At 72.1% G+C, this 19,879-nt stretch carries 20 protein-coding genes; 9 read left to right on the top strand and 11 right to left on the bottom strand.

Going from position 1 to position 19,879, the window contains the following annotated elements:
• Positions 1 to 32 precede the first annotated feature (32 nt).
• Entirely contained in the window at positions 33 to 560 is a 528-nt protein-coding gene (locus tag OG867_RS19945) for a GtrA family protein (protein WP_406287159.1), read from the top strand.
• A 58-nt stretch (positions 561 to 618) separates the two neighbouring features.
• Here OG867_RS19945 and OG867_RS19940 read toward each other — a convergent pair whose 3' ends face one another.
• Together OG867_RS19940 and OG867_RS19935 are read right to left on the bottom strand one after the other, a co-directional pair.
• Positions 619 to 1,884 carry an ATP-binding protein gene (locus OG867_RS19940; RefSeq protein WP_406287157.1) on the bottom strand — a complete coding sequence of 422 codons (1,266 nt, stop codon included), beginning with the start codon at positions 1,882 to 1,884 and terminating at the stop codon, positions 619 to 621.
• 56 nt (positions 1,885 to 1,940) lie between these two features.
• Entirely contained in the window at positions 1,941 to 2,618 is a 678-nt protein-coding gene (locus OG867_RS19935) for a response regulator transcription factor (RefSeq protein ID WP_018104033.1), read from the bottom strand.
• 422 nt (positions 2,619 to 3,040) lie between these two features.
• Between OG867_RS19935 and OG867_RS19930 the strand changes: the two genes are divergently transcribed.
• Positions 3,041 to 4,537: a peptide MFS transporter gene (locus OG867_RS19930; RefSeq protein ID WP_406287155.1), complete on the top strand. Its 1,497-nt coding sequence runs from the start codon at positions 3,041 to 3,043 to the stop codon at positions 4,535 to 4,537.
• Between the two features lie 92 nt (positions 4,538 to 4,629).
• On the opposite strand, the gene OG867_RS19925 is transcribed toward OG867_RS19930, so the two are convergent.
• Positions 4,630 to 5,139 (bottom strand): ATP-binding protein, encoded by a 510-nt coding sequence (locus OG867_RS19925; protein WP_406287153.1) that lies wholly within the window; start codon positions 5,137 to 5,139, stop codon positions 4,630 to 4,632.
• Between the two features lie 256 nt (positions 5,140 to 5,395).
• Complete coding sequence (locus OG867_RS19920; RefSeq protein WP_406287151.1) at positions 5,396 to 5,764, bottom strand: STAS domain-containing protein; 369 nt, start codon at positions 5,762 to 5,764, stop codon at positions 5,396 to 5,398.
• Between the two features lie 286 nt (positions 5,765 to 6,050).
• Here OG867_RS19920 and OG867_RS19915 point away from each other — a divergent pair, with 286 nt between their 5' ends.
• Positions 6,051 to 6,947: an RNA polymerase sigma factor SigF gene (locus OG867_RS19915; RefSeq protein ID WP_328900482.1), complete on the top strand. Its 897-nt coding sequence runs from the start codon at positions 6,051 to 6,053 to the stop codon at positions 6,945 to 6,947.
• A 91-nt stretch (positions 6,948 to 7,038) separates the two neighbouring features.
• Here the strand turns inward: OG867_RS19915 and hutI are convergent, their stop codons facing one another.
• The 4 genes from hutI to hutU are packed head-to-tail and all read right to left on the bottom strand — an operon-like array spanning position 7,039 to position 12,552.
• Positions 7,039 to 8,211, bottom strand: coding sequence for an imidazolonepropionase (hutI, locus tag OG867_RS19910; protein ID WP_406287149.1), 1,173 nt, complete (start codon positions 8,209 to 8,211; stop codon positions 7,039 to 7,041).
• Between the two features lie 53 nt (positions 8,212 to 8,264).
• Positions 8,265 to 9,650, bottom strand: coding sequence for a formimidoylglutamate deiminase (locus tag OG867_RS19905; RefSeq protein WP_406287146.1), 1,386 nt, complete (start codon positions 9,648 to 9,650; stop codon positions 8,265 to 8,267).
• Positions 9,641 to 10,852, bottom strand: a complete 1,212-nt coding sequence (locus OG867_RS19900) for an allantoate amidohydrolase (protein WP_406291064.1) — start codon at positions 10,850 to 10,852, stop codon at positions 9,641 to 9,643. The genes OG867_RS19905 and OG867_RS19900 overlap by 10 nt, the downstream gene beginning before the upstream one ends.
• A 38-nt stretch (positions 10,853 to 10,890) precedes the next feature.
• Positions 10,891 to 12,552 (bottom strand): urocanate hydratase, encoded by a 1,662-nt coding sequence (hutU, locus tag OG867_RS19895; RefSeq protein ID WP_328900485.1) that lies wholly within the window; start codon positions 12,550 to 12,552, stop codon positions 10,891 to 10,893.
• A 233-nt stretch (positions 12,553 to 12,785) separates the two neighbouring features.
• Between hutU and OG867_RS19890 the strand changes: the two genes are divergently transcribed.
• From OG867_RS19890 to OG867_RS19875, 4 genes are all read left to right on the top strand, one after another.
• On the top strand, positions 12,786 to 13,193 hold the full coding sequence (locus tag OG867_RS19890) for a hypothetical protein (RefSeq protein ID WP_328900486.1): 408 nt from the start codon (positions 12,786 to 12,788) through the stop codon (positions 13,191 to 13,193).
• Positions 13,190 to 13,981: a transcriptional regulator gene (locus tag OG867_RS19885; RefSeq protein WP_406287143.1), complete on the top strand. Its 792-nt coding sequence runs from the start codon at positions 13,190 to 13,192 to the stop codon at positions 13,979 to 13,981. The genes OG867_RS19890 and OG867_RS19885 overlap by 4 nt, the downstream gene beginning before the upstream one ends.
• 38 nt (positions 13,982 to 14,019) lie before the next feature.
• Positions 14,020 to 14,475 (top strand): roadblock/LC7 domain-containing protein, encoded by a 456-nt coding sequence (locus OG867_RS19880; RefSeq protein WP_328900488.1) that lies wholly within the window; start codon positions 14,020 to 14,022, stop codon positions 14,473 to 14,475.
• An 82-nt stretch (positions 14,476 to 14,557) separates the two neighbouring features.
• Positions 14,558 to 14,932: a hypothetical protein gene (locus OG867_RS19875; RefSeq protein WP_406287140.1), complete on the top strand. Its 375-nt coding sequence runs from the start codon at positions 14,558 to 14,560 to the stop codon at positions 14,930 to 14,932.
• A gap of 52 nt (positions 14,933 to 14,984) precedes the next feature.
• Here the strand turns inward: OG867_RS19875 and OG867_RS19870 are convergent, their stop codons facing one another.
• The gene (locus OG867_RS19870; protein ID WP_328900490.1) at positions 14,985 to 15,830 is read right to left on the bottom strand and encodes a MurR/RpiR family transcriptional regulator; all 846 of its coding nucleotides are present in this window, start codon (positions 15,828 to 15,830) and stop codon (positions 14,985 to 14,987) included.
• 161 nt (positions 15,831 to 15,991) lie between these two features.
• Between OG867_RS19870 and OG867_RS19865 the strand changes: the two genes are divergently transcribed.
• Positions 15,992 to 16,417 (top strand): hypothetical protein, encoded by a 426-nt coding sequence (locus OG867_RS19865; RefSeq protein WP_328900491.1) that lies wholly within the window; start codon positions 15,992 to 15,994, stop codon positions 16,415 to 16,417.
• Positions 16,418 to 16,420: 3 nt separating this feature from the next.
• Here the strand turns inward: OG867_RS19865 and OG867_RS19860 are convergent, their stop codons facing one another.
• Entirely contained in the window at positions 16,421 to 17,182 is a 762-nt protein-coding gene (locus tag OG867_RS19860) for an SDR family oxidoreductase (protein WP_328900492.1), read from the bottom strand.
• 137 nt (positions 17,183 to 17,319) lie between these two features.
• On the opposite strand from OG867_RS19860, the gene OG867_RS19855 reads away from it, so the two are divergent.
• The gene (locus OG867_RS19855) at positions 17,320 to 18,195 is read left to right on the top strand and encodes a helix-turn-helix transcriptional regulator (protein ID WP_406287136.1); all 876 of its coding nucleotides are present in this window, start codon (positions 17,320 to 17,322) and stop codon (positions 18,193 to 18,195) included.
• Positions 18,196 to 18,454: 259 nt separating this feature from the next.
• On the opposite strand, the gene OG867_RS19850 is transcribed toward OG867_RS19855, so the two are convergent.
• On the bottom strand, positions 18,455 to 19,861 hold the full coding sequence (locus tag OG867_RS19850) for a cystathionine beta-synthase (protein ID WP_328900494.1): 1,407 nt from the start codon (positions 19,859 to 19,861) through the stop codon (positions 18,455 to 18,457).
• Positions 19,862 to 19,879: the final 18 nt, after the last annotated feature.

The raw sequence follows: 19,879 nt of genomic DNA, 5'->3' as shown, positions 1-19,879 counted from the left end.
GAGCGGGACCTACGGACGGACTGAGCGATCACATGAGCGAGCGAGGCGCACTGCGGGCCCGGCTGGAGCTGCTGGCCCGGGAGGTCGCCAAGTTCGGCGTGGTCGGCGCGGTCGGCCTGGTGGTCAACATCGCCGTATCCAACCTGCTGTGGCGCTACACGGACATCCCGACCGTGCGGGCCGGGCTGCTCGCCACGTTCGTGGCGATCCTCTGCAACTACGTGGGCTTCCGCTACTGGACCTACCGCGACCGCGACAAGTCCGGCCGCACCCGTGAGCTGACCCTGTTCCTGCTGTTCAGCGCGGTGGGCGCGGTGATCGAGACGGGTGTGCTGTACGTGGCGACGTACGGGTTCGGCTGGGACACCCCGGTCCAGAGCAACGTGTTCAAGATCGTGGGGATCGGGATCGCGACGCTGTTCCGGTTCTGGTCGTACCGGACGTGGGTGTTCAAGGCGCTGCCCGAGCCCTCGGAGGGCGTCGCCGACAAAGAGGGCCTGGTGACGGTGCCGGCGCCCTCGCCCGCGGTGCGGGTCGAGGCGGACCCGGCTCGGCGGTAGCGCCCGGGGCGTCCGGGTGGACGTTTTGTCCTCAATCGCCGGACGGGCTCGATCCAGCTCACCGCACCGGGCGTTCCGGTTCTTCTCTTGGCTGGGCCATGCGGCTCAGGAAGAGGGCGAAGACCGGGGGCTGCTGCTGGAGGAGTTCCAGGCGGCCGCCGTCCGCCTCGGCGAGGTCGCGGGCGACCGCGAGGCCGATGCCCGTGGAGTTGCGGCCGCTGATGGTCCGCTCGAAGATCCGGGCGCCCAGGTCCGCCGGGACGCCGGGGCCCTCGTCCGTGACCTCGATGACCGCCTGGTTGCCGGTGACCCTCGTGCGCAGCGCGACCGTACCGCCGCCGTGCATCAGGGAGTTCTCGATCAGCGCGGCCAGGACCTGGGCGACCGCTCCCGGGGTGCCGACGGCGCTCAGCCCCTGCTTGCCGGAGCAGACGATGGCGCGTCCCTCGCCCCGGTAGGCCGGGCGCCACTCCTCGATCTGCTGCTTGACGACCTCGTCCAGGTCGAAGACGACCGCCGAGCCCGTCCGGGGGTCCCGGGCATTGGTCAGCAGCCGCTCCACCACGTCCGTGAGCCGTTCGACCTGGGCGAGGGCGATGTGCGCCTCCTCCTTCACGGTCTCCGGGTCGTCGGTCAGCGAGATCTCCTCGATCCGCATGGACAGGGCCGTGAGCGGCGTACGCAGTTGGTGGGAGGCGTCCGCGGCGAGCCGGCGTTCGGCGGTGAGCATCCGGGCGATCCGCTCGGCGGAGGAGTCCAGGACGTCGGCGACGCGGTCCAGCTCGGGCACCCCGTACCGCTTGTGGCGCGGGCGGGGGTCGCCGGAGCCCAGGCGTTCGGCGGTCTCCGCGAGGTCGGTGAGCGGCGAGGCCAGCTTGTTGGCCTGGCGTACGGCGAGGAGGACGGCGGAGACGATGGCCAGCAGCGCCACCGCGCCGATGATCATCAGCGTGCGGCCGACCTCGCGGGTGACGGCGGAGCGGGACTCCTCGACGGTGACCGTCTCGCCGTGCTCGCCCGTCTCCGTGGCGGTGATCACACTGCCGCCGGGGCGCACGCCGACCTCGATGGGGGCGCGTCCCGGCATCTTGACCAGGGCGTAGCGCTTGTCGTCGATCTGCTCGGCCAGCACCGCGGGGTTGATCCGCTCGGAGCCCAGGAGCCGGCTCTCGATGACGCTGATCAGCCGCAGCGCCTCGGAGTCGACGCTCTCCTGGGCGCTGCTGCTGATGGTGCGGGTCTCGACGATGACGAGGGAGACGCCGAAGACGGCGATCACCACGAGCACGACGGCGAGGGTCGAATTGATCAGTCGTCGGCGCATGCCTGCTTCTGTACGTCAGTCGGCTCGGGCGGCGGATAGCAGGGACGCTACAGGCGCTAGCTCTTCTCGAAGCGGAAGCCGACGCCCCGGACCGTGGCGATGTAGCGCGGGTTCGCCGCGTCGTCGCCGAGCTTCTTGCGGAGCCAGGAGATGTGCATGTCGAGCGTCTTGGTGGACGACCACCACGTGGTGTCCCAGACCTCGCGCATCAGCTGGTCGCGGGTGACGACCCGGCCCGCGTCCCGGACGAGGACCCGCAGGAGGTCGAACTCCTTCGCGGTGAGCTGCAATTCCTCCTCGCCCATCCAGGCCCGGTGCGATTCGACGTCGATGCGGACGCCGTGCGTGGCGGGCTGGGGGGCGGGCTCGGTGGCGCCGCGCCGCAGCAGGGCGCGGACCCGGGCGAGGAGCTCGGCGAGGCGGAAGGGCTTGGTGACGTAGTCGTCGGCGCCCGCGTCGAGCCCGACGACCGTGTCCACCTCGTCCGCGCGGGCAGTCAGGACCAGGACCGGCACGGTGTGACCCTCGGCACGCAGCCGGCGGGCGACTTCGAGGCCGTCCATCCCGGGCAGCCCCAGGTCGAGCACGACGAGGTCGATGCCGCCCTGGAGTCCGGCGTCGAGCGCGGTCGGTCCGTCTTCCCGCACCTCGACCTCGTAACCCTCCCGCCGCAGGGCGCGGGCCAGCGGCTCCGAGATGGATGCGTCGTCCTCGGCGAGCAGTACACGGGTCATGCACTGATGGTAGTCCGCGCGGTGGACAGCCCGGGAGGCGATCCATGAGCCCTGCGGGACTGGGCGCCGTTACGGGGAAGACCTTCGAATATGCGAGTGTGGTTGCCCCTGGACCTGTGATCCATGTCTCAAGTCCTTTCATATCGGGCTCTGTCGTGTCGTATGGTGTCTCAACGCCTATTGCACTACTCAAGGACCTTTGGGCAGCTCTGAGCGCCAAGGGTCTCTTTTGTGTGCGGGGCCGGTACCCGCCGGCCCGGAAGTTCAGTGAATGACCTGTGGGCCGGGCCCGGACCGCCGATGGCGGCGCTCCGGGTGTGGATCCCGTCGCGGAGGGGCGTACCCGCGGCGGTGCCGGCCTCCCCCCACCGGGCGTACCCGCTTCTTCGAGGCGCCGCGTCCCGAGCACACAAGGATCGATCATGGCGTCCAGCCTGACGAAGGACCCGTCGAGCACCGCTGGTGGCGAGAAGACCTTCTTCGGCCACCCCCGGGGCCTGGCCACGCTCTTCATGACCGAGATGTGGGAGCGTTACAGCTTCTACGGCATGAAGGCACTGCTCCCGCTGTACCTGATCGCGCCCGGCGGCATGCACATGAGTGCGACCACCGCGACGGCGATCTACTCGGTCTACATGGCGATGGTGTACCTGCTCACCATGCCCGGCGGCTGGGTGGCCGACCGCTTCTGGGGGCCGCGCAAAACGGTCGCCGTCGGCGGCGCCGTCGTCATCCTCGGCCACATCACGCTCGCCGTGCCGAACTCGGCGACCTTCTTCGCGGGCCTGGTGCTCGTGGCGCTCGGTTCCGGGCTGCTGAAGGCCAACATCTCCACGATGGTCGGCCACCTCTACGACGGCCCGAAGGACCCGCGCCGTGACGGTGGCTTCACGCTCTTCTACATCGGCATCAACGTGGGCGCCTTCCTCGCCCCGCTGACCATCGGCACCGTCGGCGAGAAGGTCAACTGGCACTTCGGCTTCGCGCTCGCGGCGGTCGGCATGGCCCTGGGCCTCGCCCAGTTCATGCTCGGCACCCGCCACCTGAGCCCGCAGAGCGACGTCGTGTCGACGCCCGCCACCGAGCGGGAGAAGCAGTCCGCCCTGCGCAAGGGCCTGATCTGGCTGGCTGTCGCGGCCGTCGTGTACGGCCTGATGGCCGTCACCGGCAACTTCGCCGACTGGGCCACGGTGCCGCTGAGCATCGCCGGTCTGGTCATTCCGGTCGCGGTCCTGCTGCGCATGAAGCGCGACAAGGAGCTGACGTCGACCGAGCAGTCCAAGCTCTCGGGCTACGTGTGGTTCTTCGTGGTCGCCGCCGTCTTCTGGATGATCTACGACCAGAACGGCTCGACCCTGTCGATCTTCGGCGAGAACTCGACCACGAACCACCTGCTCGGCTTCGACTTCCCGACGTCCTGGTACCAGTCGCTGAACCCGATCTTCATCATGGCGATCGCCCCCGTGGTCGCCTCGGGCTGGCTGTGGCTGAACAAGCGCGGCAAGGAGCCGAGCACCGCCGTCAAGTTCGCCTCCAGCCTCGTGCTGATCGGCATCTCCTTCGTCGTCTTCCTGATCCCGCTGATCGACACCGCCGACAACGGCGGCCGGGTCAGCCCGATGTGGCTGGTCGCGATCTACTTCATCCAGACCGTCGCGGAGCTGTGCCTCTCGCCGGTCGGCCTGTCGGTGACCACGAAGATGGCCCCGGCGAAGTACAGCTCGCAGATGATGGGCGTGTGGTTCCTCGCCGTGACCGCCGGCGACTCGCTGACCGGGCTGCTCACGGCCCCGCCCGTCGGCGTCGACCTGAACACCACGGGGTCCGTCGTCTTCGAGGTGGTTCTCGCCCTCATCGCCGGTGTGGGCATCTGGATGTACCGCAAGAAGGTCGCCCAGCACATGGGCGACGTGCACTGATTCCGTATCCCGTACGGGAAAACAGAGAAGGGGCCCCGCACCGATTCGTCGGTGCGGGGCCCCTTCCGTACGCCTTGCGCTTCGGGAGACCGTTACGCCGGAGCGGCGAGCTCCGCCCACACGGTCTTGCCGGGCTCGCCCGGCACCCGTACGACTCCCCAGTCCAGGCAGAGCCGCTGCACGATGAACATGCCGTGGCCGCCGGGCCGCCCGGCCCGGTGCGGCGTGCGCGGCGCGGGCTGGCCCGCACCGCCGTCGGCGACCTCCACGCGGAGCGCCTTGGCGCTGTGGGCGATCCGGAGCTCATCGGGGCCGCCCGCGTGCAGGCACGCGTTGGTGACCAGCTCGGAGACGACCAGCAGGACGTCCTCCGCGGCTGCGCGGCGGTCGGCGCCGGCCGCGGGGAGCCAGCCCCAGTCGTGGAGCGCCTGGCGGGCGAAATCACGGGCCGTCGGCACAATGCCGGTGGCCTCCCGCAACGACAGCGTGCGCCACTGCCGCTCGGCGTCCTCGGCCGGCCGGACGGGCTCTGCGGAGGAAACGCCCGCGCCCTCCGGCTCGCGGCCGAGGTCGCCCGGCGGATGCTGCCGGGTGGTGCTCATCAGCGCTTCACCTCACCGATTCACCATGTCGCCCTTGGACGGACACGAACCATTGAACAGATACGACTGCACATACCGATACACATACCGGTACGCACACTGATACAGGAACCGCACAGGCACGGAGGGCCAGGCCACCCGGGCTCGCCGGAAGATCTCCTGCCCGGCCGAACCGCGACGACACCCCTTACCGCTTCGCGGATCGCGTAACCCACGCGACGGACGAGGCGGCCGGGGACGCCGGAGCGAGGCCCGGTCAGGTCTCCAGGGCCTCGGCGAGGGAGCCGTGGACGGTGAATACCGCCTCGGCCCCCGTGATCTCGAAGACCCGCGCCACCACGGGCTGCATCGCGGCCAAATGAACCCCTCCCCCGGCTGCCTCCGCCCTGAGGCGTGCACCGAGCAGCACGTTCAGCCCGGTGGAATCACAGAAATCGAGTCGCGAGCAGTCGACCACCAGGCGCGCACGCCCCTGTTCGACCGCGCTCTCCAGCGGCTCGCGCAGCAGATCCGCCGTGTGGTGATCGAGCTCACCCACGGGCGTCACCACCTCGCTGCGCCCCTCGGTCCGGACCTCGACCTGAAGCCGACCCCGGTTCGCACTGCCGACCGTCCCGCGGTCCATGCCCGTCCCTCTTCACCGCTCGTCACTGTCCGCATCACCGCACGTGCGGATGCGTGCACAGCTGTCACTGATGTTCTTGGAACAGTACGCGTTCCCTGCGCCACGCGGTAGCCAGAGACCTCAACAAAGCGGACATAGGAGGGCAATTGGAGGTTGTACCGAGTCATGGCTAGCGGGTAAGGGTAGGGGGACCCCAAAAACGCGACCGGCTTCGGAGGCGCCGCTTCACCGCAGGAACACGTATGGGCATCGGCAGCCATATGCCGAGAACGATGGAGGAGACCGCATGTCACCCCGGCTCGACGTACCGCGTACCCACAACGCGCCGTCGGCATGTCCTCAGGGACTGACCGAATCACACACCGAAGCGCTCGACGGACTCGAAGGACTTCCCGAGATCCCGCCCTACACCGAGGTGGGGGCGCTGGACGCCAGGGCCCTGTCGAAGACGCTCTTCACCCGGCTGGAGACCCTCGAAGAGGGCACGCCGGAGTACTCCTACGTACGCAACACCCTCGTCGAGCTGAACCTGGCCCTGGTCAAGTTCGCCGCGTCCCGCTTCCGCTCCCGCAGCGAGCCGATGGAGGACATCGTCCAGGTCGGCACGATCGGCCTGATCAAGGCGATCGACCGCTTCGAGCTCAGCCGGGGCGTCGAGTTCCCGACCTTCGCGATGCCGACCATCGTCGGCGAGATCAAGCGTTTCTTCCGCGACACCAGCTGGTCCGTGCGCGTCCCGCGCCGCCTGCAGGAGCTGCGGCTCGACCTGGCCAAGGCGGGCGACGAGCTCGCCCAGCAGCTCGACCGGGCGCCCACCGTGGGCGAGCTCGCCGACCGCCTCGGCCTCACCCGTGACGAGGTCGTGGAGGGCATGGCAGCGAGCAACGCGTACACCGCGAGCTCGCTCGACGCCAAGCCCGAGGAGGACGAGCACGAGGGCGCGCTGGCCGACCGGATCGGCTACGAGGACCACGGGCTCGAAGGCATCGAGTACGTCGAGTCCCTGAAGCCGCTCATCGCCTCGCTGCCGGGCCGCGACCGCAAGATCCTCTCGCTCCGCTTCGTCGCCAACATGACGCAGTCGGAGATCGGCGAGGAGCTGGGCATCTCCCAGATGCACGTGTCGAGACTGCTCTCGCGCACCCTGGTCAAGCTCCGCAAGGGCCTGACGCTGGACGAGTGAGACGCGCTCCGCGCCCCGTGCGCGCGGACAGCCGGAAAGGACCTGCCCCGGACGGGGCAGGTCCTTCCGCGTTCCGGGGTCCTTCCGGAGGTCAGGCCACGCGTGCGCCGGCCCGCCACACCTCGCGGACCAGCGGCACGCCCGGCCGGTACGCGAGGTGGACGTGGCTGGGCGCGTCCAGGATCACCAGGTCGGCACGGGCGCCCGGGGCGAGGCGGCCGACGTCGTCGCGCCGCAGGGCCGCCGCACCGCCCGCCGTGGCGGACCAGAGGGCCTCGTCCGGGGTCATGCCCATGTCGCGCACGGCGAGGGCGACGCAGAACGGCACGGACGAGGTGAACGAGGAGCCCGGGTTGCAGTCCGTGGACAGGGCGACGGTGGCGCCCGCGTCGAGCAGCCTGCGGGCGTCCGGCCAGGCGGCGCGGGTGGAGAACTCGGCGCCGGGCAGCAGCGTCGCGACGGTGTCCGACTGGGCCAGGGCGTCGACGTCCGCGTCGGTGAGGTGGGTGCAGTGGTCGGCGGACGCGGCGTCGAGCTCCACGGCGAGCTGGACGCCGGGGCCGTGGCCGAGCTGGTTGGCGTGGACCCGGGGGTGCAGGCCCCGCGCCCGGCCCGCGGTGAGGATCGCCCGCGCCTGGTCGCCGTCGAAGGCGCCGCGCTCGCAGAAGACGTCGATCCAGCGGGCGTACGGGGCGCAGGCGTCGAGCATCGGCCCGGTGACCAGGTCCACGTATCCGGCGGGGTCGTCGGCGTAGTCCGGGGAGACGATGTGGGCGCCGAGGAAGGTGACCTCGTCGGTGTGGCGGGCGGCGATGCGCAGGGCGCGGGCCTCGTCCTCGACCGTGAGGCCGTAGCCGGACTTGGTCTCGAAGGTGGTGGTGCCCTGGCGCAGCGCCTCGGCGAGGTAGCGGGCGACGTTGGCGGAGAGCTGTTCGTCGGTCGCGGCGCGGGTGGCGGCGACGGTGGTGCGGATGCCGCCCGCGCTGTAGGGGCGGCCGGACATCCGGGCGTTGAACTCCTGGGTGCGGTCGCCCGCGAAGACCAGGTGGGAGTGGGAGTCCACGAAGCCGGGGATCACGGCCCGGCCGCCCGCGTCGACGGCGTTGTCGGTGGCGGGTGCTTTGCTGGACGCACCGGTCCAGACGACGCGGTCGCCCTCGATGACGACGGCGGCGTCCTGGATCAGTCCGAGGGGGGACTCGTCGCCGAGGGAGGGGGCGTTGGTGACCAGTGCGGAGATGTGGGTGATGGCGGTCGTCGTCATCGGGGGACTGCTCTCCTTGCGTGGGAGCCGGGGGGTGTGCGCCGGGGTGCGACTCAGGGCCGCAGCGCGCCGATGGCCTGCGCGAGCGCTTGCGGGACGTCGTCCACCAGCGTGTGCCGCCCGTCGCGTACGAGGTGGCGCCCCGCTACCACGGTGTGGCGGACATCAGCGGCGGAGGCGGCGAATACGGCGGTCTCCGCTGCCAGCCGCGGCACCGGTCCCGCTGTCCTGACGGAGTCGAGCGCGAGGGTCACCAGGTCGGCGGGGGCGCCTGCTTCGAGGACGCCCGCTTCGGGCCGGCCGAGCGCGGCGTGGCCGTCGGCGGAGGCGGCGCGCAGCAGGGCGGCGGCCGTCCAGTGTCCGCGACTGCGGGTGCGCAGGCGTTCGTCGAGCTCCATCGCACGGGCCTCCTCGAAGAGGTCGATCACCGCGTGGCTGTCGCTGCCGAGCGAGAGCGGGGAGCCGGCGTGCTGGAGGGCGGCCGCGGGGCCGATGCCGTCGGCGAGGTCCCGTTCGGTCGTCGGGCACATGCAGGTGCCGGTGGACGTGGAGCCGATGAGGGCGATGTCCTCGTCGGTGAGGTGGGTGTTGTGGACGCCGGTGGTGCGGGGTCCGAGGACGCCGTGGTCGGCGAGGAGCCGGGCCGGGGTGCGTCCGTGGGCGGCGAGGCAGGCGTCGTTCTCGGCGGTCTGCTCGGAGAGGTGGACGTGCAGGGGGGCCTGCCGCTCCTCGGCCCAGCGGGCGACGGTGGAGAGCTGCCCGGCCGGGACCGCCCGCACGGAGTGGACGGCGGCGCCGATGACCGTGTGGTCGTCGCCCTTGAGGAGGGCGGCGCGTTCGGCCCAGGCGTCGGCGGTCCCGTCGCTGAAGCGCGCCTGGTGCCGGTCGGGTTCGCGGTAGTCGTCGGGCCCGGATCCGAAGCCGGCGGAGAGGTAGGCGGTGTCGAGCAGGGTGATCCGGATGCCGGCCGCGCGGGCGGCCGCGATCAGCGCCTCGCCCATGGCGTTGGGGTCGTCGTAGGGCGTGCCGCCGGGCGCGTGGTGCAGATAGTGGAATTCGCCGACCGCGGTGATGCCGGCGAGCGCCATCTCCGCGTACACGGCGCGGGCGAGCGCGTAGTAGCTGTCGGGCGTGAGCCGGGACGCGACCTGGTACATGGTCTCGCGCCAGGTCCAGAAGGTGCCCGAGCCGACCTGGACGGTGGAGCGCAGGGCGCGGTGGAAGGCGTGCGAGTGGGTGTTGGCCAGGCCGGGCAGGGTGAGCCCGCGCAGCGCGGTGGCGCCGGGCGGCGCCGCGTCCACTCCGGTGCGTACGCGGGCGATCCGCCCGTCGGACACGTCCAGGGCGACGCCCGGCTCGACATGGGTGCCGAGCCAGGCGTGGGACAGCCAGTACGTCTCGGTGACGGGGGTGCCCGTCGCCTCCGTCGTCAGCGGCACGCGAGACCTTCCAGTACGTCGGCGAGTGCGGTGACCCCGGCCACGCAGTCGTCCTCGGCGGCGTGTTCGGCCGGCGAGTGCGAGATCCCGGTCGGGTTCCGTACGAACAGCATGGCGGTCGGGACCGAAGCGGACAAAATACCCGCGTCGTGCCCGGCGCCGGTGCCGAGCACGGGGACCGGGCGCCCGGTGCCGTGGGCGGAGCCCTTGAGCAGGGTGGACAGTTCGTCGCGCAGGGCGTGCCGGAACTCGACCACGGGCGTGAACGACTCGCGGACGACGTCGAGGTCGATGCCGGCCCGCTCCGCGTGCTCCCGGGCGGCGCGCTCGACGGCGGCGACGACCGTGTCCAGGGTGTCCTGGTCGGCGGCGCGCGAGTCGAGCCAGCCACGCACGAGGGACGGGATCGCGTTGACCCCGTTGGGCTCGACGGCGACCTTGCCGAAGGTGGCGAGGGCGCCCGCGAGTTCCGCCTCCCGCCGGGCGGCGATGACGGTTTCGGCGTACGTGAGCATCGGGTCGCGGCGGTCGGCGAGCCGGGTGGTGCCCGCGTGGTTGGCCTCGCCCCGGAAGTCGAACCGCCAGCGCCCGTGCGGCCAGATCGCGGAGGCGATGCCGACGGGGTCGCCGGAGAGGTCGAGGGCGCGGCCCTGCTCGACGTGGAGCTCCACGAAGGCGCCGATCCGGGCGAGCCGTTCGGGGTCGGGGCCGATGGCGTCGGGGTCGTGTCCGGCGGCGGCCATGGCCTGCGGGAGGGTGACGCCGTCCGCGTCGCGCAGCCGGTGCGCGGCCTCGACGGTCAGCTGCCCCGCGGCGAGCCGGGAGCCGACGCAGGCGAGGCCGAACCGGGCGCCCTCCTCGTCACCGAAGTTGGCGACGGCCAGCGGCTTGGTGAACTCCACTCCCCTGCGGTGGAGTTCATCGAGCGCGGCGAACGAGGAGACGACGCCGAGCGGCCCGTCGAAGGCGCCGCCGTCGGGCACGGAGTCGAGGTGCGAGCCGGTGACGACGGCGTCCCCGGCGAGCGGGTCCCCGAGCCAGGCCCACTGGTTGCCGTTCCGGTCGGTCTCCAGGGTCAGCCCGCGCGCCTCGGCCTGCGCCCGGAACCACGCCCGGCAATCGGCGTCGGCCCCGGTCCACGCGTACCGCCGATATCCCCCGCTGCCGGGGTGCCGCCCCAGGGGCGCGAGCTCGGCCCACATGGTCTGGAAGGAGGCTCCCTCGGCCGGCCGGCCGGCCGTCACGCGCCGTCCTCCCTCATCGGCACCCGCACACCCTTGTCCGAAGCCACCGCGTCCGCCGCGTCATACCCCGCGTCCACGTGCCGGATCACCCCCATGCCCGGGTCATTCGTCAGCACCCGCCGGATCTTCTCGCCGGCCAGCGGCGTCCCGTCCGCGACGGTCACCTGTCCGGCGTGGATGGACCGGCCCATGCCGACCCCGCCGCCGTGGTGGAGGGAGACCCAGGAGGCGCCGGACGCCACGTTGACCATGGCGTTCAGCAGCGGCCAGTCGGCGATCGCGTCGGAGCCGTCGAGCATGGCCTCCGTCTCGCGGTACGGGGAGGCGACGGACCCGCAGTCCAGGTGGTCGCGCCCGATCGCCAGCGGCGCCGCGAGTTCGCCGCTCGCCACCATGTCGTTGAAGCGCTCGCCTGCCCGGTCGCGTTCGCCGTAGCCGAGCCAGCAGATGCGGGCGGGCAGGCCCTGGAAGTGGACGCGCTCGCCGGCCATCTTGATCCAGCGGTGCAGGGACTCGTTCTCCGGGAAGAGTTCGAGCAGCGCCTTGTCCGTCTTGTGGATGTCGGACGCCTCGCCGGACAGGGCCGCCCAGCGGAACGGGCCCTTCCCCTCGCAGAACAGCGGCCGGATGTAGGCGGGGACGAAGCCGGGGAAGTCGAAGGCGCGCTCGTATCCGGCGAGCCGCGCCTCGCCCCGGATCGAGTTGCCGTAGTCGAAGACCTCCGCGCCGGCGTCCATGAAGCCGACCATCGCCTCGACGTGCCGGGCCATCGACTCGCGGGCGCGGCTGGTGAAGTCGGCGGGCTTCTCGGCGGCGTACGAGGCCATGTCGTCGAAGTCGACGCCGGCCGGCAGGTAGGCCAGCGGGTCGTGCGCGCTGGTCTGGTCGGTGACGATGTCGACGGGGGCGCCCTCGGCGAGCATCCGGGGCAGCAGCTCCGCCGCGTTGCCCAGGAGGCCGATGGAGAGCGGGCGGCGGGCGTCCCGGGCCTCGACGGCGAGCTGGAGCGCGTGCTCCGGGGAGTCGGCCCTCACATCCAGGTAGCGGTGCTCGATGCGGCGCTCGATGGCGCGCGGGTCGCAGTCGACGCAGATCGCGACGCCGTCGTTCATGGTCACGGCGAGCGGCTGGGCGCCGCCCATCCCGCCGAGCCCGGCGGTCAGGGTGATCGTCCCGGCCAGCGTCCCGCCGAACTTCTTCGCGGCGACGGCGGCGAAGGTCTCGTACGTGCCCTGGAGGATGCCCTGGGTGCCGATGTAGATCCAGGAACCGGCGGTCATCTGGCCGTACATGGTGAGCCCGAGCGCCTCCAGGCGGCGGAACTCCTCCCAGTTCGCCCAGTCGCCGACCAGGTTGGAGTTGGCGATCAGGACGCGCGGCGCCCACTCGTGCGTCTGCATGACGCCGACCGGCCGCCCGGACTGGACGAGCATCGTCTCGTCCTGCTTGAGCGTGCGCAGCGTGCGGACCATCGCGTCGAAGGAGCGCCAGTCGCGGGCCGCCTTGCCGGTGCCGCCGTAGACGACGAGCTTGTCGGGGTGCTCGGCGACCTCGGGGTCGAGGTTGTTCTGGAGCATCCGCAGGGCGGCTTCCTGCTGCCATCCCAGGGCGGTCAGTTCCGTACCGCGCGGCGCCCGTACGGGGCGGGGTCCAGACATGGCGGTGCCTCCTCGCGACTGTGATTTTTCTATTCACATCTTGGGCGGATGAATACGTCCAGTCAACAGGCGGGGCCGCAGGGCTTCCCGGCACGTCAGAAGCCGCGCATGGCGGGGCATTCTCCCCCAGCCACCCGCATGTACCGATGGAAAATGCCAGAACCTCCACCAGGAGCGAGCACGATGCGTAACCTCTGGGTCACAGCCGAACACCGTGTCGGAGGGGAATACGCGTGCCCGGAATCGACGAGTGCCTGCTCGACGTCATGAGACTGCCCGGTGCCAGGGGCGCCGCCGTTGTCGACTGGACGAGCGGTCTGGCCCTCGGCACCGTCGGCGACTCGCCCAACGGCGATCACGAGGCCACCGCGGCGGAGACGGCGGAGGTGGCGCGGATGGCGGCCGAGCAGCCCGCCTTCGCCCTCGGCTCGCCGGAGCCTACGGCGGGCGGGACCGGGAGCGCTCCCCCGGTCGAGGACGTCATCGTCACCACCCGTGCCGGGTACCACATCCTCCGGTTCGTGGAGACGGACTTCGACAGCAGCGTCTTCCTCCACCTGTGGCTGGACCGCGCCGAGGGCAACCTCGCGCTGGCCCGGATACGCATCGGCGAGATCGCCGAGCGGCTGGTCCTCGCATGACCGCCGCCGCCCTCGCGGACGCGACCGCCGCCCCCGTCCTCTCCCCGATGCTCCAGCGGCTGGCCGCCGAACGGGCCACCGGTGCCCTGATGCGCGACCGGGGCACGCTGTACCTCGCCGACGGCAAGGTCGTCCACGCCGAGTCCCCGGCGACGCCCGGGATCGAGGTCCTGCTGACCCGGGGCGGTGCGCTGCGCCGCGAGGGCTGGTGGGACGCGGTCGCCGAGGCGGGGGCCGGGCAGCGGGTCGGCCGGCATCTCGTGGACAGCGGCCGGGTGCCGGGCGGCGCGCTGGAGCTGTGCCACCTGGGCGCCCTGTACGACGCGGCCTTCTTCGCCCTCGCGCCGACCCGGACCCCCGCGCGCTTCCGGTACGGGGTCGCGCACTGGATCGGCCCCGTGCGGCCGGTCCCGGTGGACGCCGTGCAGCGCGAGACCCTGCGGCGCCGCGAGCTGCTGGACCGGATCTGGCCGGACGCCGCGGTGGACACGGCCCCGCTGACGCGGACGGACCGGCCGTCCGACGCGCCCGTGCCGGCGGGCCGGGGCCGCGTGCTGGAGCGCGTGGACGGGGTGCGTACGGCCACCGGCATCGCGCAGGAGCTCGGCAGGTCGGCGTTCCACGTCCTGGTCGACCTGCGGCGGCTCGCGGCGGCCGGTCTGGTCGAGCCGGTCGCGCCGGCGGCCCCGGGCGCCCCGGGCCCGGGCCGGATCGCGCTTCCCGAGGTCACGGCCGACCCCGACGTCGCCCTGCTGCGCCGGCTCCGAGACGCATTGGAGGCCCTGTGATACGCGCGCTCAGACAGCGTGCCGGAAGGAGACAGCTGATGGTGCCCGAAGCCGAAGCGCAGGACGTCCTCGCCGAACTCCAACGGTTACGGGCACGCGTCCCGCTCCTTTCGGGCGCCCTGGCGGCCAGCACCGACGGGCTCGTCCTGGCGCACGACACCCCGGGCGTGGAGGCCGAGGGGGTCGCCGCGCTCACCGCCGCCGCGCTCGGCGTCGCGATCCGGATGACCGAGGCGACCGGGCGGAACGGCTTCCGCGAACTCCTCGTGCGCGGCGAGACCGGCTACATCGCGACATACGCGGCCGGCTCCCAGGCCGTCCTGACCCTGCTCGCCGAGGACCGGATCAACGTCGGCCGGCTCCATCTGGAGGGCCGCCGGGCCGGCTCCCGTATCGGCGAACTGATCGACCGCGCCCTGGCGCGGGCCCCGCAGCCGGCCCCCGCGCCCCGCGCCGCGCAGCAGCCGGGCGCCCTCCCGCAACGCCCTACCTGAGCCTCACCGAAACCACCGGCATCACCCGCACCACGCAACGGAACCGGCCGCAGTGGCCGGTCAGAGAAAGGGAGCACCACTCATGGCGAACACCGAAGCGTCACTGAAGGAAGCGATGTCGTCCATCGAGGGGACCACCGGTGTCGCCCTCGTGGACTTCACGAGCGGCATGGCGCTGGGCACCCTCGGCGGCGGCAAGGAATTCAACCTGGAGGTCGCGGCGGCCGGCAACACCGACGTCGTACGCGCCAAGCTCCGCACCATGGAGCACCTGGGCATCAAGGACGAGATCGAGGACATCCTGATCACCCTGGGCACCCAGTACCACCTGATCCGCCTCCTCAAGACCCGCGGCAACAACGGCCTGTTCCTCTACCTGGTCCTCGACAGCAGCCGCGCCAACCTGGCCATGGCCCGCCACCAGCTGAAGAAGATCGAGGCGGAGCTGGAGGTCTGAGCGGGCGGCTCCGGGGGTGCGGGCCGCCCGCGGCCCGCACCCCCGCCCCGGGTCACTCCACGAACAACCCCCGCGCCGCCGCCCCCGCGTCGAACTCCTCCAAACGGGACTGGGCGTCGGGGAGGTCGTCGCACATGGCCTCCAGGAGGACCCGGCCCAGCAGCATCGGGGCGCAGGCGGTGTCGAAGGCGAGGCCGGTGCCGACGGCGGCCGGGATGAGCAGGTCGCTGTGGCGGGCCACCGGCGCGAACGCGGAGTCGGCCACCGACACCACCGTGAGCCCCCGGCCCCGCGCGTACGCCAGGGCGTCCACGACCTCGCGGGGGTGGCGGGGCAGCGCGAAGCAGATCAGCGCGGTCGCCCCGGCCCGCCGGGCGGCGTCGATCCGGTCGTGCAGCATGCTGCCGCCCTCGTCCAGCACCCGGATGTCCGGATGCACCTTCGCCGCGAAGTACCCGAACCCGCGCGCCTGCGAGGACGCCGCGCGCAGCCCGAGCACCGGCAGCGGACGGGACGCGGCGAGCAGTCGGCCCGCCCGCTCGACGGGGCCCGGATCGGCGAGGAGTGCGGCCAGGTGGCGCAGGTTCTCGATCTCCCCGAGCACCGCCTGCTGGTACTCGTTGTACGTCTCGCCCCCCTCACCCGCCTCCGCCCCGGCCGGGGCGACCTCGCGCAGGTGCTTGCGCAGCGCGGGGTAGCCGTCGAAGCCGAGGGCTACGGCGAACCGGGTGACGGAGGGCTGGCTGACCCCGGCCAGCTCGGCGAGCTCGACGCTGGAGAGGAACGGGGCGTCTCCGGCCCTGCGCACCATCGAGTGCGCGATGCGCCGCTGCGTGGGTGTGAGCCGACGCCCCTCGAACAGCTCCTGCAACCGCGCGGCCGGGCTGCTCCCGCTCATCCTGTCCCCTCGGTAGGTCCGCCGCGCCACGGCCCGGCGCCGACGAATCCATTCAGCCAGCAAGGCGCCTGCATGTCCATATGCAGCCGGGCGAGCCGGGCGGATCAACCGGGGGGCTAGCCCCACTGCCCTGGCCGCCCCGACTCCGTACCGTAAACACCATGGACGCACCCGACACCGAGCTCGACAGGGAGCTCAAGGCGACTTTGCAGGCCCGCAGCGAGCTGGGGGCCGACTACGACTCCGCGCTCGTCGAGTCGTTCCTGGAGAAGGTGGAGCAGCGGCTCGACTCCACGCTCGACCGCAGGGTCCGGCGACATCTCGCCGAGGAGCGGACCGCCGTCGTGCGGGGCGCGCGCACTCCGGAGCGGCCGCCCGGGAACTTCGGCGAGCGCTACGGCTTCGGCATCGTCTCGCTGGTCCTGGCCGTCCCGCTGTCCGCGATCGGCGCCGCGAACGCGGGCATCGGCGGGCTCGTCGTGGCCTGGCTCGGGATCGTCGGCGTCAACGCCTTCCAGGCCGGCCACGGCAGGCGGCTGTTCCGGGGCCGCGAGGAGCGGCGGACGGCCTCCGACTGGGAGGACTGAGCCTCACGCCTGACGGGTCGGCAGCACGACCAGCTGGCGCAGGTTGATGTGGCGGGCGCGGCTCGTGGTGTAGGCGATGAGGTCCGCGATCTCGTCGGACGAGAGGCAGCCCAGCGCCTCGAACATGCCGTCCAGCCGGCCGCTGAGCTCCGCGTTGTCGACGTGCCCGGCCAGCTCCGAGTCGGTGAGGCCCGGCTCGATGTTGGTGACGCGGACGTCGCGCGGGCCGAGTTCGGTGCGCAGCGAGGCCGACAGGTGGGTGAGCGCTGCCTTCGTGGCGCCGTAGACCGCGTAGTCGGGGAACGTGATGTGCGCGCCGATCGAGGAGATGTTGACCAGGTCGGCGGTGCGGCCCTCGGCGGCGGCCGCCACCAGGTCCGCGGTGAAGGCCCGGATGACGCGCAGCGCACCGGCCACATTGGTGTCGAGCATCCGCTGCCACTCGTCCACGCGCCCCGCGTCCACGGGGTTCGGCAGCATCACCCCGGCCGCGTTGACGACGAGGTCCACCGGGCCGAACACGGCGTGCACGCGCTCCGCCGCCGCGTCCACGGACGCCTGATCGGTGACGTCGGCGGCGACGGCGAGGGCCTGACCGCCGTCCGCGGTGATCTTCGCGGCCAGCTCTTCCAGCCGCTCCGCGCGGCGGGCCAGCAGCGCCACCCGCACGCCCTGCGCGGCGAGCAGCCGGGCGGTCGCCGCGCCCATGCCGCTGGCGGCTCCGGTGATGACGGCGGTGCGGCCGGCGAGGGTCTCGTACGGCATGGGTTGCTCCCTGGTGTGGTGTTCCGTTCGGGCTCGGGCACCACTCTGCGCCGGGCCGGGCCTCCCACCCAGGGATGCGTTGTTCCTGGGTCTGCCAGTACCAGGCTGGGCGGAAACGGTTCTTCTACGATCGGGCCATGGACGGCGAACTCGGAGACTTCCTGCGCTCACGGCGTGCCCGCATCAGCCCGGAGGACGTGGGGCTCACCTCGTACGGACGCAGGCGGGTGCCCGGGCTGCGGCGCGAGGAGGTGGCGCAGCTCGCCGGGGTGAGCGTCGACTACTACATCCGGCTGGAGCAGGGGCGCGGGCCCAGCGTCTCGGACGCGGTGCTCGACGCGGTAGCCCGGGTGCTGCGGCTGGATGAGACGGAGCACGCGTATCTGCGGACGGTGGCGCGCCCCGACGCCCGCAGGACCCCCGCCCGCCGGACGCCCGCCCGTACGGAACCCACGGCCCGCCGGGTGCGCCCGGGGCTGCGGCTGCTGCTCGACCTGTTCGACCGGGCGCCCGCCTTCGTGCTGGGCCGCCGGATGGACGTGCTGGCGTGGAACGCGCTGGGGGACGCCCTCTCCGGCTTCTCCCGGATGCCGGCCGCCGAGCGGAACATGCCGCGCCAGGCGTTCCTGGACCCGGGGGCGCGGGAGCTGTACCCGGACTGGCCGGCGGTGGCGGCGGAGACGGTCGCCCACCTGCGGCTGGACGCGGGGCTGCACCAGGATGACAAGGAGCTCGCGGCGCTGGTCGGTGAGTTGTCGCTGAAGAGCGAGGACTTCCGGCGTTTGTGGGCGGACCACCAGGTGAAGGCGAAGACGTACGGGGTGAAGCGGATGGCCCACCCCGTGGTGGGCGCGCTGACGCTGCCGTACGAGACGCTGGCGGTGCCCGGTGAGCCGGATCTCTCGCTGGTCGTCTACACCCCGGAGCCCGGTTCGGAGACCGCCGAGCGCATCGCCCTGCTGGCGAGCTGGGCCGCGGGTGGGAACGCGCCGGAGCCGCGCGTGGAACGGTAGTCGCGGGGACCGCCGCACCCCCGGTTTCCCAGGGGCCGGGACGACAGCGGTCCCCGCGAAGGACGCGGTCCGGGTCAGGTCCGGGTGACGCGTCCGGGCGACGGTGGAGGTCCGGGAGCCGCTCCGTAGTCCGTTGTCGCCGTTCCGGTGCCGGCGGGTTTCCCTGCCGACATCCACCAATGTGCCCGAGCCGTGTTAAGCCGGTGCTGCGCCCACGTGACACGCACGTACCGTTTTCGCGAAGGGCGCGGCCACCCGGCTACTTCGCTGCGGCCGGGGCGTCCTTCGCCAGGTACGCCAGCAGGTCCTGGCGGCTGACGACACCCTTCGGCCTGCCCTCCACCAGCACGATCGCCGCGTCCGCCGCGCCGGTGCCGCCGAGCACCGCCATCAGGTCCTCGACCGGCTCGCCGGAGCCGACCTGCGGCAGCGGCGGCGACATGTGCTTCTCCAGCGGGTCGCTGAGCGAGGCACGCTGGGCGAACAGGGCGTTCAGCAGCTCGCGCTCCACGACCGAGCCGATGACCTCGGCGGCCATCACGTCCGGGTGGCCCGCGCCGGGCTTCACGATCGGCATCTGCGAGACGCCGTACTCGCGCAGCACGTCGATCGCCTCGCCGACCGTCTCCTCCGGGTGCATGTGGACGAGGGTCGGGATCGGCCCCTCCTTGTGGTTCAGGACGTCCGCGACCCGCGCCGAGGGTCCGCTGTCCTCCAGGAAGCCGTAGTCCGCCATCCACTCGTCGTTGAAGATCTTCGACAGGTAGCCGCGCCCGCTGTCCGGGAGCAGGACGACGACCACGTCCTCGGGCCCGAGCCGCTTCGCGACCTCCAGGGCGCCCACGACCGCCATGCCGCAGGAGCCGCCGACGAGCAGCCCCTCCTCCTTGGCGAGCCGGCGGGTCATCTGGAACGAGTCCTTGTCGGAGACGGCGACGATCTCGTCGGTGACCGTCCGGTCGTACGCGGAGGGCCAGAAGTCCTCGCCGACGCCCTCCACGAGATACGGCCGGCCGGAGCCGCCGGAGTAGACGGAGCCCTCCGGGTCGGCGCCGACGACCTGGACCCTGCCGCCGCTGGCCTCCTTGAGATAGCGGCCGGTGCCGCTGATCGTGCCGCCGGTCCCGACGCCCGCCACGAAGTGGGTGATCTTCCCCTCCGTCTGCTCCCACAGCTCGGGACCGGTGGTCTCGTAGTGCGAGCGCGGGTTGTTCGGGTTGGAGTACTGGTCGGGCTTCCAGGCGCCCGGCGTCTCACGGACCAGCCGGTCGGAGACGTTGTAGTACGAGTCGGGGTGCTCGGGATCGACCGCCGTGGGGCAGACGACGACCTCGGCTCCGTAGGCGCGCAGTACGTTGATCTTGTCCGTGGACACCTTGTCCGGGCAGACGAAGACGCACTTGTAGCCCTTCTGCTGCGCGACGATCGCCAGGCCCACGCCCGTGTTGCCGCTCGTCGGCTCGACGATCGTGCCACCGGGCTTCAGCTCGCCGCTCTGTTCGGCGGCCTCGATCATGCGCAGGGCGATGCGGTCCTTGACCGACCCGCCGGGGTTGAAGTACTCGACCTTGGCCAGGACCGTCGCCTGGATGCCGGCCGTGACACTGCGCAGCCTCACCAGCGGGGTGTTGCCTACGAGACTGATCATCGAATCGTGGAATTGCACCGTGTACTCCGGGGTCTC

The organism is Streptomyces sp. NBC_00209, from assembly GCF_045206345.1.
Taxonomy (GTDB): domain Bacteria; phylum Actinomycetota; class Actinomycetes; order Streptomycetales; family Streptomycetaceae; genus Streptomyces.
Note: the sequence above shows the minus strand (reverse complement) of the source record. Positions and strands in the feature narration are given on the sequence as shown.